This window comes from Noviherbaspirillum galbum (assembly GCF_010974945.1).
Classification (GTDB): Bacteria; Pseudomonadota; Gammaproteobacteria; order Burkholderiales; family Burkholderiaceae_D; genus Noviherbaspirillum; species Noviherbaspirillum galbum.
On the sequence record NZ_JAAIVB010000012.1, the window covers coordinates 293322 to 307574 of the forward strand.

Genomic DNA, 14253 nt, shown 5'->3' on the forward strand with positions numbered 1-14253 from the left:
GGGATTGTCCGGCATGATGGAAGAAATTCCTGTCAGCCTTGCGACAATCCCGGCATGCCCGCCCGGTTTTCTTGACGTATTTACTGCGGCGGGATGGCCTCGTGGCCAACCCTTTGTTGTTTGCGCGTGAAACCGCGCTCAGGTCATCAGCCCAGCTGGCTGACGAGCTGCGGCACGAGCTCGAACAGGTCGCCGACGATGCCGTAGTCGGCCACCGAGAAGATCGGCGCTTCCGGATCCTTGTTGATGGCGACGATGGTCTTCGAGTCCTTCATGCCGGCCAGGTGCTGGATCGCACCGGAGATGCCGACCGCGATGTACAGCTGCGGAGCAACGATCTTGCCGGTTTGGCCGACCTGCCAGTCGTTGGGCACGAAGCCGGCGTCGACGGCCGCGCGGGACGCGCCCATGGCGGCGCCGAGCTTGTCGGCCAGCGGTTCGAGGATCTTGAAGTTCTCGCCCGAGCCCATGCCGCGGCCGCCGGAAACGATGATCTTGGCGGCGGTCAGTTCCGGACGGTCGGACTTGGCCAGCTCGCGGTTGACGAAGGACGACTTGCCGAAGTCAGGCGCGGCGGAAATGGTTTCCACGGCGGCGTTGCCGCTGGCGGCGGCGGCGTCGAAGCCGGTGGTGCGCACGGTGATGACCTTCACCGGGTCGACCGATTGCACGGTGGCAATCGCGTTGCCGGCGTAAATCGGACGCTCGAAGGTATCGGGCGAATCGACCTTGATGATCTCGGAGATCTGGCCGACGTCCAGCTTGGCGGCTACGCGCGGCAGGATATTCTTGCCGTAGGCGGTGGCGGGCGCGAGGATGTGGCTGTAGGCGGAGGCGATCGCCAGCACCTGCTCGGCGACGTTCTCGGCGAGGCCGTCGGCGAAATGCGCGGCGTCGGCCAGCAGCACCTTGGAGACGCCGGCGATCTTGGACGCGGCTTCGGCGGCGGCGCCGGCATTGTGGCCGGCAACCAGGACATGGACGTCGCCGCCGCACTGGGCGGCCGCGGTGACGGTGTTGAGGGTGCTTCCCTTGAGCGAAGCGTTGTCGTGTTCAGCAATGACGAGTGCGGTCATGGTGGAAATCCGTATCTGAATGAGTTAGATGACTTTGGCTTCGTTCTTGAGCTTGGAGACCAGCTCGTCGACCGTCTTGACCACGATGCCGGCGGAGCGCTTGGGCGGCTCGGCGACCTTCAGGGTCTTCAGGCGCGGCGTGACGTCCACGCCCAGGTCGGCCGGCTTGACGTTTTCCAGCGGCTTCTTCTTGGCCTTCATGATGTTAGGCAGCGTGACGTAGCGCGGCTCGTTCAGGCGCAGGTCGGTGGTGACGATGGCCGGCAGCTGCAGGGCCACGGTTTCCAGGCCGCCGTCGACTTCGCGGGTCACGGTTGCCTTGTCGCCCTCGACGGTGACCTTGGAGGCGAAGGTGGCTTGCGGCCAGCCCAGCAGCGCGGCAAGCATCTGGCCGGTCTGGTTGCAGTCGTCGTCGATGGCCTGCTTGCCGAGGATGATGAGCTGGGGCTGTTCCTTGTCGGCCACGGCCTTGAGCAGCTTGGCCACGGCCAGCGGCTGCAGTTCCTCGGCGGTCTCGACCAGGATGCCGCGGTCGGCGCCGATGGCCATCGCGGTGCGCAGGGTTTCCTGCGACTGGGTCGGGCCGGCGGACACGGCGATGATCTCGGTGACCTTGCCGCCTTCCTTCAGGCGGGTAGCTTCTTCGACGGCAATTTCATCAAAGGGATTCATCGACATCTTGACGTTCGCGATGTCCACGCCGGTGCCGTCGGACTTGACGCGGACTTTGACGTTGTAGTCCACCACGCGCTTGACTGGTACCAAAACTTTCATAGCTGTGCCCTTGTAAAAAACAATTGACGTTAACGTAAACCAAACCGTGATTATAAAGAGAACTTATCCGTGCGAAAGAATTTAGCACGACCGTTCGTTTAATTGGATGAGAGTATGCCTCATATTGGGGGCGTTGGTCAAAAAAACCGAGTAGAGAATGTCCTCGGGGACCAGGATTGGCGCTGCCCGGACAGCAAAACGGCAAAGGATGGCGTAAACGAAAAAACGCGCCATGCGGCGCGTCAATGGGGAGGATTCCGGCAGGCATCCCTTGTTCGGAAGACCAAGCCTTTCCAGCGAGGAATCTTATTTTCTCTGCATGAAGAAGGTGAACTCGTCGTTGTCCTGGCTTTGTCCGACGAGGACGTTGCCGGTCTGGCGGGCGAAGGCCTGGAAATCCCTGACCGAACCGGGATCGGTGGCGATCACCCGGAGGATCTCGCCGGTCGACATGTCGGCCAGGGCTTTCTTGGCCTTCAGGATGGGCAGCGGACAATTGAGTCCGCGGGCATCCAGGTCTTTGTGAAATTCCATGTTCGTCGTTCACTGCCAAAGAGGTGGGAAAAATTCTACCCTAAATATGGGAGTGCTTGTGCGACGCAACAAGTTAGTAAGTGGAATTTATTAAGATAGTCAGTCTGGCTCAAGACCAGTCAAGGAATTCAACCGGCAATCCGCGGGCTTCCATCCAGTCGGCGACGGCATAGCCGGTCCCGGCCCGCCAGGGTCGAAGTTTCTCGGGCGCAACGAGCCGGTAATCCACCAGTTCCTCGGAAAGCCGGATCGTGCCCGAGGCCTTCACGTGGTAGGCGAGGATGACTTCGTTCTTGCGGACGAACTCATAGACGCCGATGAGCGAGACGGCATCGGCGTCGAGGTTGGTTTCTTCCTTGAGTTCGCGGGCGACGCCCTGCTCCGGCGTTTCGCCGCGCTCCATGAAGCCGGTGATGAGGGCGAACATCTTTTCCGGCCAGGCGGCATTGCGCGCCAGCAGGATACGGCTTTCACCCGATGCGTGGTCACCGATTTCCACCAGGGCGGCGAGCACCGGCAGCGGGTTGTCCCAGTGCGTCCAATGGCCGTCGGGGCAGGCAAGGCGAAGCTTGCCGGCCTCTCCGGTGTCGGCGCGCTGCACCAGGGGCGCAGCGCACATCGGGCAATAGCGGTACTGGAGGGAATCCAAGGCCGGCTCCCGTGATCAGGCGCGCTCGCGAACCCAGCCGGCGACGCCTTCCAGCGCCTTCGGCAGGCCGCTCGGATCGGTGCCGCCCGCCTGGGCCATGTCGGCACGCCCGCCGCCCTTGCCGCCGACCTGCTGCGCGACGAAGTTGACCAGCTCGCCTGCCTTGACCTTGCCGGTCGCATCCTGCGTGACGCCGGCGATGAGGCTGACCTTGCCTTCGTTGACGGCGGCAAGCACGATCGCCGCGGACTTCAGCTTGTCCTTCAGCTTGTCCATGGTCTCGCGCAGCGCCGGCACGTCGGCGCCGTTCAGCGTTGCCGCCAGCACCTTGAGGCCATTGATGTCGACCGCCTTGGCGACGAGCTCATCGCCCTGGCTGGAGGCGAGCTTCGACTTGAGCGTGGCAAGCTCCTTCTCGAGGTTGCGGACCTGGTCCTGGACCTGGGTGATGCGCGCCGACATTTCGGACGGCGTCACCTTGAGGGCGCTGGCCGCGCGGCTGACGGTCGATTCCAGCGACTGCAGGTAGGCCAGCGCATTGTCGCCGGTGACCGCTTCCACGCGGCGCACGCCGGCGGCCACGCCGCTTTCCGATACGATCTTGAAAAGGCCGATGTCGCCGGTGCGCTGCACGTGCGTGCCGCCGCAGAGTTCGCGGCTGGAACCGATGTCGAGCACGCGCACGCTGTCGCCGTATTTCTCGCCGAACAGCATCATCGCGCCGCTCTTCTGCGCCTCGTCGATCGGCATCACGCGCGCCTGGGTCGGATGATTCGACAGGATCTCGGCATTCACCAGCTCTTCGACCTTGCGGATCTGCTCGGCGGTCATCGGGCCGTTGTGGGCGAAGTCGAAGCGGGTGCGCTCGGCGTTGACGAGCGAGCCCTTCTGCTGCACGTGCGCGCCCAGCACTTCGCGCAAGGCCTTGTGCATGAGGTGGGTGGCGCTGTGGTTGCGCACCGTCTTCGCGCGCTTCTCGGCGTCGACCTTGGCATTGACGGCGTCGCCGACCTTCAGCGTTCCCTCGACGATGCGTCCGTGGTGGCCGAACACGTCGGCCTGGATCTTGATCGTGTCTTCCACGAGGAAACGGGAGACGGCATTGCGCAGCTCGCCGGTGTCGCCGACCTGGCCGCCGCTTTCGGCATAGAACGGGGTGTGGTCGAGCACCACCACCGCGTCGTCGCCGGACTTCGCTTCCTGGACCGGAGTGCCGTCGACATAGAGGGCGACCACCTGGGCAGTCTCGTGAATGAGCTTTTCATAGCCGTGGAAAGTGGTCGCGCTGCCGCTGTATTCCAGGCCCTGCGCCATCTTGAACTTGCCGGCTTCGCGCGCGCGCTGGCGCTGCTCGTCGAGCAGCTGGTTGAAGCGCGCCTCGTCCACCGTCACGCCGCGTTCGCGGCAGACGTCGGCGGTCAGGTCGACCGGGAAGCCATAGGTGTCGTGCAGCTTGAAGGCGGTATCGCCATCGATCTGCTGCGCGCCGGTCGCCAGGGCGCGCTCGAGGATTTCCATGCCGTTGGCGATGGTGCGGAAGAAGGCTTCCTCCTCCTGCCTGAGCACCTCGGTCACGCGCTGCCCGCTCTGGCGCAGCTCGGGATAGGCATCGCCCATTTCCTTGACGAGCGCGGGAACCAGCGCGTGGAAGAAGGGCTTGCGCGCGCCCAGCTTGTAGCCGTGGCGGATGGCGCGGCGGGCGATGCGGCGCAATACGTAGCCGCGTCCGGCGTTGCTGGGGATGACGCCGTCGACCACGGTGAAGCTGCAGGCGCGGATATGGTCGGCGATGACCTTCAGCGACGGCGACTCCTTGTCGCAGTCGCCCGCGCCGGCGGCATCGACCGCCTGCTTGGCGGCTGCCAGCAAGTTGACGAAGGTGTCGATTTCATAATTGCTGTGGACGTGCTGCAGCACGGCGGTGACGCGCTCGAGGCCCATGCCGGTGTCGACGCTGGGCTTGGGCAGCTTGTGCATCACGCCCTGCTCGTCGCGGTTGAACTGCATGAACACGTTGTTCCAGATCTCGATGTAGCGGTCGCCGTCCTCGTCGGGAGAGCCGGGAGGGCCGCCGGCAATCTCGGGGCCGTGGTCGTAGAAGATCTCGGTGCAAGGGCCGCAGGGGCCGGTGTCGCCCATCATCCAGAAGTTATCGGAAGCGTAGCGCGCGCCCTTGTTGTCGCCGATGCGGACGATGCGCTCGGCCGGCACGCCGACCGTCTTGTTCCAGATCTCGTAGGCCTCGTCGTCCTCGGCATACACCGTCACCCAGAGCTTGTCCTTGGGCAGCTTGAAGACCTCGGTCAGCAGCTCCCAGGCAAACTGGATCGCATCGTGCTTGAAGTAGTCGCCGAAGCTGAAATTGCCCAGCATTTCGAAGAAGGTATGGTGGCGCGCGGTATAGCCGACGTTTTCCAGGTCGTTGTGCTTGCCGCCGGCACGGATGCACTTCTGCGCGGTGGTCGCGCGCGTATAGGGGCGCTTGTCGAAGCCGAGGAACACGTCCTTGAACTGGTTCATGCCGGCATTGGTGAACAGCAGCGTCGGATCGTCGCCCGGGACCACCGGGCTGGACGGAACGATGGCATGGCCCTTCGATTCGAAGAACTTCAGGAATTTCTCGCGGATTTCAGACGATTTCATGTGCGATCACGGGTGGGTGTGCGATAAACGCCTGATTATACGTGATCGGCCCGCCAGGTCATCAGCCGCTGCGACTTGCCTGGATGGCAAAAGCCCCCGGGGCGGAAGCGGTCCGGGGGCAGGAACAAGGGGGATGCGGACCGGTTCGCCGGCCCTGCGGTCAGCCGCGCAGCTGGACGGGCATCAGCCGTGGTGTTGGGCGTCGTGCTTCTCGCGGTGGATGCGGCGCGACTGGCGGTTTTCGTTCTTCTGGATGCGGGTCTGCTCGGCGGCGCCCACATGGCCATCGCTGCCGGCGCGGGCTTCCTGGCGCGCGGTGCGGGCCTGGCCGTTCTCGAGCTTCGCGGCTTCGTGATTGGTCAGGGAGCCGTTGTTCACGCCGGCTGCGATGCGTTTCTGCTGGTTGATGTCGCGCTGCACGTCCGCCTGCATGCGCTGGCTGGAAGCGGATTGCGGATTGCCGGTCTGGGCGTCATGCTTTTCGGCACGGATGTCGGCGCTGACGCCGTTTTGCATGCGGGTGATGCGGGCCTGTTCGGTGGCGCTCACCGTGCCGTCGCGCATCGCGCGGGATTCAGCCTTGTCGACGGCGGCTTCGCGACGTTCCAGGCGGGCCGCTTCACGGGTGGTCAGCTGGCCGGACTGCAGGCCAGATTCGATGCGGGATTGCTGGTTGATGTTGCGGTTGACGTCTTGCTGCGCGTTCTGCGCGAATGCGGGTGCGGCGGCGACGGCAATGAGGAGGGAAATGGCGCGTACAGTCTTCATGATCTTTCCTTTCGTTGTGGTTGGGGGCATGGGACTGACCCATGCCGCCTACAACGCCGGGACTACGGGAGCGCCGACAAGGCAAATGTAATCGCTGTAACAGGGCGTGTCAGCCGAATTCCGGACCGATGAGATCGATGCGGTCGGTGCAGAAGGCATCGACGCCCCAGCCAAGGATCTCGCGCGCCCGCTCCGGCGTGTTGACGGTATAGCAGAACAGGCCGTAGCCATGCTCCTTGACCATCGCCACCTGGTCGGGCGACAGGTTCTTGTGATTGGTATGGATGGCAACCACGTCCAGCGCCTGCGCCTTGTCGAGCCAGCCCGGCGCCAGCTTGTCGAGAAGGAAGCCGCGGGGAATTTCCGGCGCCGCTTCCTTTGCCGCCATCAGGGCTTCGAAGGAGAACGACGAGAACAATGGCAGGCTGACATCGTTGGTGCCGCGGATGTGGCTTTGCGCTTCCTTCTGGAAAAGCTGGCGGGTCAGTTCGCCGACTACCTGGCCGGTCTCGACTTCATGCAGGGGCGCAGGCTTGATTTCGACGTTCATCCAGATCCGGTTTTCCTTGCAGAAAGCCACCACGTCCTCATAGCGCGGCACCGGCTCGCCGGCGAACGACGGACCATGCCATGCGCCCGCGTCCATGGCCGCGAGGCTTGCGGCGGTCGTGTCGGCGACATTGCCCGCGCCGCGCACCGTCCTGCCGAATTGCGGATCGTGCATCAATACCGGGATGCGGTCGGCGGACAGCATCACATCGAACTCGACGGCATGGAAGCCGTGCTGCAACCCGCAGCGCATTGCCGCAAGGGTATTCTCGGGCGCAAGGGTGCCGCCACCGCGGTGTGCAACGATTTTCGGATAAAACCACATGGCTTGATCTATCTCTTGGAATGAAGCTGGACAATACGTAGTCTAATGCCAATTCTAATCTGTAGGCGACGGCCTGACGGCGAAGGCTCCGGTTCGCGGATGGCCGGCTTGAAGGCGTCGTGCCATGCATGTCACGAGACCGCACCACCGCCCATTCCATCCAGCCGCCCTCCTTTCCGATCGCCGCCGGCGAGGAATCCATCGAGAGCGAACGCGCCCAGCAACTGTTCGATGCCCTGCCCGAGCCGCTCGCGGTCTGCGCGCGCGACGGTATGCTGCATTACGCAAACCCGCCCTTCGTCGAACTCATGACCGCCGGCGCCGGCCAGGACATCGGCAGCCAGCTGACCGCCCTGGTGCACCAGGATGACCACGACGCCCTGCTTGCCGCGCTGGAATCCGGCATGAACACGCGCATCGCCTTCCGGGTCCGGCGGCGCGACGGACGCTGGCGGCAGGTGGAAGGACGCTGCGGCGTGCTGCCCGGCGCCGAAGGCGCGGCCGTGCTGATCCTGCACGATGTCACCGAGGAACGCGAGGCGCTGGCCGGCGTGGAATCGGACAACCGGCGCCAGTTGCATTACCTCAACAGGCTGCTGCATCTCGCGCGCCGGCCGCCTTCCCATTTCGAGTCCGACCTCAAGCTGGTGCTGAAGTGCCTGACGAAGGCATTGGGCGCGCAGCATTGCGCCTACTGGGAGGTGGGCGACGATCCGCTGCTCACGCGCTGCGTACTGGCCTACGACGACGTGCAGCAAAACCTGCTCGGCGGCCCGGAACTGGAAAGCATTGAATCGCTGCATGCGCTGCTGGCGGACGTGGCGCGGGATGGCAAGGCGCTGGTCGCTGATAATGTCGACATGCAGCCGCGCACCGCCCTCGCCTTCGAATACTTCCACGCGATGGCCATCAAGGCCGCCGTATTGCATCCGCTCGAACCCGAAAGCGGCACCGCGGCCGCGGGCGGCGTGCTCATCCTGTCCGGCATGCACCAGGCCAGGCACTGGCGCAAGGACGAGGTCGACCTCGTCGAGCAGGCCGCGGCTATGCTGGCGTCGAGCATGGCGCGTTCGCAGCGTCCACGCAACGACAACCGCCATGGCGCCCACCGCGACCGGCTGACCGGCTTGCCGAACCGCCATTTCCTGCTCGACCACGCGGGCGACCTGTTCCCGCGCGTGAGCAACAGCTCGCACGCGCTGGCCGCCTTCCTGGTCGACGTCGACGGGTTCCGCAAGGTGAACGAAAGCCATGGCCACGCGGTCGGCGACGAACTCCTCCAGGCCATTGCGCTGCGCCTGAAGCACATCGTGCGCAAGGACGACATGCTGGTGCGCATGGGCAACGACCAGTTCATGCTGCTCGCGCGCAATCTCGGCGACATGCGCGTGGCCGACGACATCGGGCAGGAAATCGTCGACACGCTTCAGGATGCGTTCGCGCTTCAGGGTGGCAGCGTGAACATCACGGCCAGCGTCGGCGTGGCCCTGTATCCGCTCGACGGCAACGACTTCGACACGCTGCACAAGCATGCCCAGATCGCGATGGCGAACGCCAAGTCCGGCGGGCGCAACCGTTACCGCATGTACAGCCCGCGGCTTGCGCATCGCGTCGAGGGCAAGTCGGTGGCGGACAGCGAGCTGCGCCGCGCGATCCGCGAGAGCGAGCTGCAGCATTACTACCAGCCGCAGATCGACCTGCGCACGGGCCAGATCCGCTGCGTGGAGGCGTTGCTGCGCTGGCGCCATCCGGTGCACGGCATGATGCTGCCCGCCGGCTTCCTGCCGCTGGCCGAGGAGTCGGGCCTGATGCCGAACATCACGTCCTGGGTGGTGCGCGAAGCATGCGCCCAGCTGCGGCGCTGGAAGGAAGCGGGGCATGAACTCGTCATGGCGGTCAACCTGTCGACCACGCAGATGATCGACAAGGCACTGATCGCCACACTGGAAGACGCGCTGGAACGCAACAACCTCGCCGGCACGCAGCTCGAGCTCGAGATCAGCGAAAGCACCGCCATGCGCCAGGATGCGATGAGCACCGCGCTGCTGGCGCGCATCGCCGACATGCGCATCGGCCTGTCGATCGACGATTTCGGCACCGGCTACTCCAACATGGCGTACCTGAGGCGCTATCCGGTGCATAAGGTTAAAATCGACCGCAGCCTGGTGGACGGGCTGCCTGCGGCAGGGGATGAAAGCGCGGTGACCGACGCGATCATCTCGATGGCGCAGGCGCTCGGCCTGGAGGTGGTCGCGGAGGGTGTGGAATCGCAGGCACAGCTGGATTACCTGCGCTCGCATGGCTGCGGCATCGCCCAAGGCTATTATTTCACTCAACCGCTCTCGGAAGAACAATTCAACCCATGGCTGATTCGCCACTGAACTCGACGTTACCCGGGCTGCCTGCCGCGCCCGCCAGGGCCCTCGGACACATCCGCGTGCTCGACCTGACCCGCGTGCTCGCCGGCCCCTGGTGCGCCCAGAATTTCGCCGATCTCGGCGCCGACGTCATCAAGGTCGAGCGTCCCGGCGCCGGCGACGATACCCGCTCCTGGGGCCCGCCCTACCTGCGCGACGCCGAGGGACGCGACACCAGCGAAGCCGCCTACTACCTCGCCGCCAACCGCGGCAAGCGCTCGGTGACGGTGGACATTGCCACGCCCGAGGGCCAGGAAATGATCCGCTCGCTGGCACGGCAGTCCGATGTCGTGCTCGAAAACTACAAGGTCGGCCAGCTGAAGAAATACGGCCTGGACTACGATTCGCTGAAGCGCGAGAAGCCTGATCTCATCTACTGCTCGATCACCGGGTTCGGCCAGTCCGGACCCTACGCCCAGCGCGCCGGCTACGACTTCATCGTGCAGGGCATGGGCGGATTCATGTCGCTCACCGGGGAGCGCGATGAACTTCCCGGCGGCGGGCCGCAGAAGGCGGGCGTGGCGATCTCGGACCTGATGACCGGCATGTACGCCACCATCGCGGTGCTGGCGGCGCTGAGCCATCGCGACCGCACCGGCGAGGGCCAGTACATCGACATGGCGCTGCTGGACGTGCAGGTCGCCATGCTGGCCAACATGAACACCAATTACCTCGCCAGCGGCACGCCGCCAGTCCGCTGGGGCAATGCCCATCCGAACATCGTTCCCTACCAGACCTTCGCCACCGCCGACGGCCACATCATCGTCGCGGTCGGCAACGATGGTCAGTACCGCCGCTTCGTCGAGGCCGGCGGCTGCCCGGAACTGGCGGCGGACGAGCGCTTCGCCACCAATCCGATGCGGGTGCGCCACCGCAGCACGCTGGTGCCGCTGCTGGCCGAGATGGTCAGGCGCAAGACCAAGCAGGAATGGATCAGCCTGCTGGAGACCGCCGGCGTGCCATGCGGCCCCATCAACAACCTGGACGAAGTGTTCGACAATCCGCAGGTGCAGGCGCGCGGCTTGCGCGTCGACCTGCCCCATCCCTCCGGCGGCAAGGTCAAGCTGGTGGGCAGCCCCATGCGCATGTCGGCCACCCCGCCCGCCTACGACCGGCCGCCGCCGCTGCTCGGCGAACATACCGCGGACGTGCTTCGCGACCTGCTCGGCAAGGATGAGCAGGAGATTGCCAGCCTCAGGCAGCGCGGCATCGTCTGAACCGCGCCGGCGCGGCATCCATTCGCTCCGCATTTCGGCGGTTTCGCTCCATGCGCCGGGCGATTCGTCGCTCCCCGCTGGCTGGCGCCGGCGGGTTTCCCGACAATGTCTCCATCGCCATTCCCGCACCGGAGACCGCCATGCAAGCCAGCCTCGCCTTCACTCCCCTCATCCTGATCCACGTCGCGGCCGCCGGCGGCGCGCTGGTGCTCGGCGGACTGACCCTGGCGTTGCGTAAGGGCACCGCGATGCACAAGCTTTTCGGCCGGCTGTGGGTGGTGCTGATGCTGGTCGCGGCCCTGGTGTCGTTCGGCATCCAGCGCTCCGGGCATTTCTCCGCCATCCACGTGCTGTCGGTCATCACCATCGTGAGCGTCAGCGCGGCCATCGTCGCGGCGGCCCGGGGCCGCATCTCGGCGCACCGCCGCGGCATGACCGCGGTCTATGCCAGCCTCGTGGTTGCCGCGATTTTCACCCTGCTTCCCGGCCGTCGCCTCGGCGACCTGCTCTGGAACGCGGTCGTATTGGCGCAAGGTTGAGATACCATTGCTCCTGGCAAACCCCTGATCCTTGACGAGACGGCCCGCCGGGCGGGCCCGAACCGAAACCGAGATAGCGCCGCACACCATGTCCCCCCTCGACCTTGCCCACCCGCATCCGCGCCTGCGCCGCTTTGCCATCGACTTCGTGATTACCTGCGTCATCGACCTGGTGATCGCGATGGTGATCACCTACGTCGTCCATCCCGGCGGTTCCCTGTGGGGCAACTTCCTGGTGTCGTTCTGGATCGGCGCCTTCGCGGTCACCATCATCGACGGCGGGCGCCTGCTGTTCTGGGGCCTCGGGCGGCCGTCGATGGTGCCCTTCGTGTTCCTGCTTCTTGGCGGCATGGTGTTTTCCCAGCAGGCGGGAACCTACGTCGCCCTCAGCCTGCTCGGCGAAACGCCGGAGCGCCTCTCGCGCGGCCTGGGGGACAACGTCGTCGGGTACTTCCTGATCACCCTGCTGGTGGGGATTTCCATCACCTGGTTCTTCTGGAACCGCGGCACGGTCGCCTTGCTGCGGGCGCAGGCTGAGGCCGAGAAGGCGCGCGCCGCATCGATAGAGAAGCAAGCCCTGCAGGCGCAGCTGCAGATGCTGCAGGCCCAGGTCGAGCCGCACATGCTGTTCAACACGCTGGCGAACCTGCAGGGCCTGATCGCGATCGATCCGCCGCGCGCGCAGCAGCTGCTGGACCAGCTTATCCAGTACCTGCGGGCGACCCTGTCGTCCTCGCGCACGGAAAGAACTTCCCTGGCGCAGGAATTCATCCTGCTGGAAGCCTATCTCAGTCTGATGCAGGCGCGGATGGGCGCGCGCCTGTCGCATGCGCTCGATTTGCCGCATGAACTGGGAAGCTTCAAGGTGCCGCCGATGCTGCTGCAGCCGCTGGTGGAGAACGCCATCAAGCACGGGCTGGAACCCAAGGTGGAGGGCGGCAGCGTCAGCGTGCGGGCAAGGCGCGAGGATGGCATGCTGGTGCTGACGGTCGCCGACACCGGGCGCGGACTGGACGCCCCGGCGCAGGACGGCACGCGGGTCGGCGTCGCCAACCTGCGCGAGCGCCTGCAGGTGTTGTACGACAGTCGCGCCTCCTTTACTCTGGAACCCAACGCGCCGGAGGGCGCCATCGCCACCTTGAGGATACCCGCATGACCACATTCCGCGCCCTGGTCGCAGAAGACGAACCCATCCTGGCCTATACCCTGGTGCAAACGCTCGGCCGCCTGTGGCCGGAGCTGCAGATCGGCGGCGTGCTGGAAAACGGCATCGCCGCCGTGCGCGAAGCCCTGGCGCAACGGCCCGACCTGCTCTTCCTCGACATCAAGATGCCGGGAAAGACGGGCCTGGAGGCAGCCCAGGAACTGGCCGAGGACTGGCCGGAGGATGTGCCGTTTCCCTTGCTGGTGTTCGTGACCGCCTACGACGAATTCGCGCTGCAGGCCTTCGATCATGCCGCCGCCGATTACGTGCTCAAGCCGGTCAGCGACGCGCGTCTCTCGAAGACGGTGGAGCGCCTGAAGGCGCGCCTGCAGAAGAACGATGACCGCAATGCCGAGCTCGAGCGCATCGTGGGCCAGCTTCGCACGCTCATGCCGGCAGGGATGGCGCCGGAAAAGCTGACCGTCATCAAGGCCGCGGTGGGCAACCAGGTACGCATGATTCCGGTGGACGACGTGGTGTATTTCGAAGCGGCCGACAAGTACGTCAACGTGGTCACCCATGACAGCGAGTCGCTGATCCGCCTGAGCCTGAAGGAACTGCTGCCGCAGCTCGATGCCGAGCGTTTCTGGCAGGTCCACCGCGGCACCGTGGTGAACATGCGCTGCATCCAGTCGGCGGTGCGCGACGACACCGGCAAGCTCACGCTCAGCCTGCGCGGCAGGAAGGAGAGCCTGCCGGTCAGCCGCGTCTTCGCCCACCTCTTCAAGCAGATGTGATCAGGACGCGAAGCGGTAGGCGCCGAACAGCGCCAGGATGAGCGGCAAGGTGGCCATCGCGAGCAGGGCCACGGTCTGCAGGGACATCGCATGGCCATAGCGGCGCTTCCACGTCACCACGCTCGCCGTGGCGACGAGGTAGCAGAACGCACCGAGGGCCACCGGTCCGGCCAGGCCGGGCACGTGCCCGGCCACGACCACGACGCCGAACAGCGTGGCGGTAACGAACGCCAGGATGGCGGCGATGTAGATCAGCCAGGGAGTCAGACCTTGCCTCGGCTGGTGCATGGCAAGCATGGCCTCGCGGGATTGCAGCAGGTCGTGCTGCAACAAGAAGACCAGCAAAGGTTCGATCTGCCGATATTGCAGCAACCCGGCGCCTGCCGCGGCGACGAGGTCTTCGCGTCGAATTTTCATTGCTACTCCTGCGTGTTTTTGTTTTCTTCGGGACTGCGTGCGCAAGCGCGAAAGCTGCATTGGAAACGGCTTTGCGCCCGTTCAAGGAAGTCGCCCCTGCGTTTCACCGCGCTCATGAAGACCGTGGCAAAACCACGTTCTTGTCAAAAATGCACGGAATGATTAAATCGGTTTTCAAGCCGCGAGAAATAGATTTTGATCAAACGCGCCCGCATGTTCCTGATCTGAAAACAGCCTTATTCCATGCGGCTTAACCTGGAGCAAACCTTGTGTCGCGCGGCATCATTCCTGCGGGAAGCACTCCTTTCCGGCAGGCTACGCGGCGCTGAAAACGACAGGCGCGAAGCGCCCGTCCGGACATGTTTCTTCCGCGCCGCGCAAGGCAGCATCCGGCGCCGCCGGGA

At 65.0% G+C, this 14253-nt stretch carries 13 protein-coding genes; 5 read left to right on the top strand and 8 right to left on the bottom strand.

Going from position 1 to position 14253, the window contains the following annotated elements:
• Positions 1-146: 146 nt before the first annotated feature.
• The 7 genes from G3574_RS05390 to ugpQ all read right to left on the bottom strand — a co-directional run bounded on the left by G3574_RS05390 (position 147) and on the right by ugpQ (position 7318).
• On the bottom strand, positions 147-1076 hold the full coding sequence (locus G3574_RS05390) for an electron transfer flavoprotein subunit alpha/FixB family protein (RefSeq protein ID WP_163960974.1): 930 nt from the start codon (positions 1074-1076) through the stop codon (positions 147-149).
• 24 nt (positions 1077-1100) lie between these two features.
• Positions 1101-1850: an electron transfer flavoprotein subunit beta/FixA family protein gene (locus tag G3574_RS05395; protein ID WP_163960975.1), complete on the bottom strand. Its 750-nt coding sequence runs from the start codon at positions 1848-1850 to the stop codon at positions 1101-1103.
• Between the two features lie 306 nt (positions 1851-2156).
• A complete protein-coding gene (locus tag G3574_RS05400; RefSeq protein WP_163960976.1) occupies positions 2157-2384 on the bottom strand; it encodes a sulfurtransferase TusA family protein in 228 nt (75 codons plus the stop codon).
• Between the two features lie 109 nt (positions 2385-2493).
• Entirely contained in the window at positions 2494-3003 is a 510-nt protein-coding gene (locus G3574_RS05405) for an NUDIX domain-containing protein (protein WP_163961043.1), read from the bottom strand.
• Positions 3004-3048: 45 nt separating this feature from the next.
• Positions 3049-5676, bottom strand: coding sequence for an alanine--tRNA ligase (gene alaS / locus G3574_RS05410; protein WP_163960977.1), 2628 nt, complete (start codon positions 5674-5676; stop codon positions 3049-3051).
• Between the two features lie 183 nt (positions 5677-5859).
• Positions 5860-6444, bottom strand: coding sequence for a hypothetical protein (locus G3574_RS05415; RefSeq protein ID WP_163960978.1), 585 nt, complete (start codon positions 6442-6444; stop codon positions 5860-5862).
• Between the two features lie 109 nt (positions 6445-6553).
• Positions 6554-7318, bottom strand: a complete 765-nt coding sequence (gene ugpQ, locus G3574_RS05420) for a glycerophosphodiester phosphodiesterase (protein WP_163960979.1) — start codon at positions 7316-7318, stop codon at positions 6554-6556.
• Between the two features lie 128 nt (positions 7319-7446).
• On the opposite strand from ugpQ, the gene G3574_RS05425 reads away from it, so the two are divergent.
• From G3574_RS05425 to G3574_RS05445, 5 genes are all read left to right on the top strand, one after another.
• Complete coding sequence (locus G3574_RS05425; RefSeq protein ID WP_163960980.1) at positions 7447-9699, top strand: sensor domain-containing protein; 2253 nt, start codon at positions 7447-7449, stop codon at positions 9697-9699.
• Positions 9681-10952 (top strand): CaiB/BaiF CoA transferase family protein, encoded by a 1272-nt coding sequence (locus tag G3574_RS05430; protein ID WP_163960981.1) that lies wholly within the window; start codon positions 9681-9683, stop codon positions 10950-10952. The genes G3574_RS05425 and G3574_RS05430 overlap by 19 nt, the downstream gene beginning before the upstream one ends.
• Positions 10953-11002: 50 nt before the next feature.
• A complete protein-coding gene (locus G3574_RS05435) occupies positions 11003-11491 on the top strand; it encodes a DUF2306 domain-containing protein (protein WP_205609667.1) in 489 nt (162 codons plus the stop codon).
• A gap of 88 nt (positions 11492-11579) precedes the next feature.
• Positions 11580-12647, top strand: coding sequence for a sensor histidine kinase (locus G3574_RS05440; RefSeq protein ID WP_163960982.1), 1068 nt, complete (start codon positions 11580-11582; stop codon positions 12645-12647).
• Entirely contained in the window at positions 12644-13432 is a 789-nt protein-coding gene (locus G3574_RS05445; RefSeq protein ID WP_163960983.1) for a LytR/AlgR family response regulator transcription factor, read from the top strand. The genes G3574_RS05440 and G3574_RS05445 overlap by 4 nt, the downstream gene beginning before the upstream one ends.
• Here the strand turns inward: G3574_RS05445 and G3574_RS05450 are convergent, their stop codons facing one another.
• A complete protein-coding gene (locus G3574_RS05450) occupies positions 13433-13849 on the bottom strand; it encodes a hypothetical protein (protein WP_163960984.1) in 417 nt (138 codons plus the stop codon).
• Positions 13850-14253 lie beyond the last annotated feature (404 nt).

Coding starts and splice junctions, on each gene's coding strand:
- G3574_RS05430 (WP_163960981.1), top strand. CDS start 9,681: ATGGCTGATTCGCCACTGAACTCGACGTTACCCGGGCTGCCTGCCGCG.
- G3574_RS05415 (WP_163960978.1), bottom strand. CDS start 6,444: ATGAAGACTGTACGCGCCATTTCCCTCCTCATTGCCGTCGCCGCCGCA.
- G3574_RS05405 (WP_163961043.1), bottom strand. CDS start 3,003: ATGTGCGCTGCGCCCCTGGTGCAGCGCGCCGACACCGGAGAGGCCGGC.
- G3574_RS05400 (WP_163960976.1), bottom strand. CDS start 2,384: ATGGAATTTCACAAAGACCTGGATGCCCGCGGACTCAATTGTCCGCTG.
- G3574_RS05390 (WP_163960974.1), bottom strand. CDS start 1,076: ATGACCGCACTCGTCATTGCTGAACACGACAACGCTTCGCTCAAGGGA.
- G3574_RS05450 (WP_163960984.1), bottom strand. CDS start 13,849: ATGAAAATTCGACGCGAAGACCTCGTCGCCGCGGCAGGCGCCGGGTTG.
- G3574_RS05425 (WP_163960980.1), top strand. CDS start 7,447: ATGTCACGAGACCGCACCACCGCCCATTCCATCCAGCCGCCCTCCTTT.
- G3574_RS05440 (WP_163960982.1), top strand. CDS start 11,580: ATGTCCCCCCTCGACCTTGCCCACCCGCATCCGCGCCTGCGCCGCTTT.
- alaS (WP_163960977.1), bottom strand. CDS start 5,676: ATGAAATCGTCTGAAATCCGCGAGAAATTCCTGAAGTTCTTCGAATCG.
- G3574_RS05395 (WP_163960975.1), bottom strand. CDS start 1,850: ATGAAAGTTTTGGTACCAGTCAAGCGCGTGGTGGACTACAACGTCAAA.
- G3574_RS05435 (WP_205609667.1), top strand. CDS start 11,003: ATGCGCCGGGCGATTCGTCGCTCCCCGCTGGCTGGCGCCGGCGGGTTT.
- ugpQ (WP_163960979.1), bottom strand. CDS start 7,318: ATGTGGTTTTATCCGAAAATCGTTGCACACCGCGGTGGCGGCACCCTT.
- G3574_RS05445 (WP_163960983.1), top strand. CDS start 12,644: ATGACCACATTCCGCGCCCTGGTCGCAGAAGACGAACCCATCCTGGCC.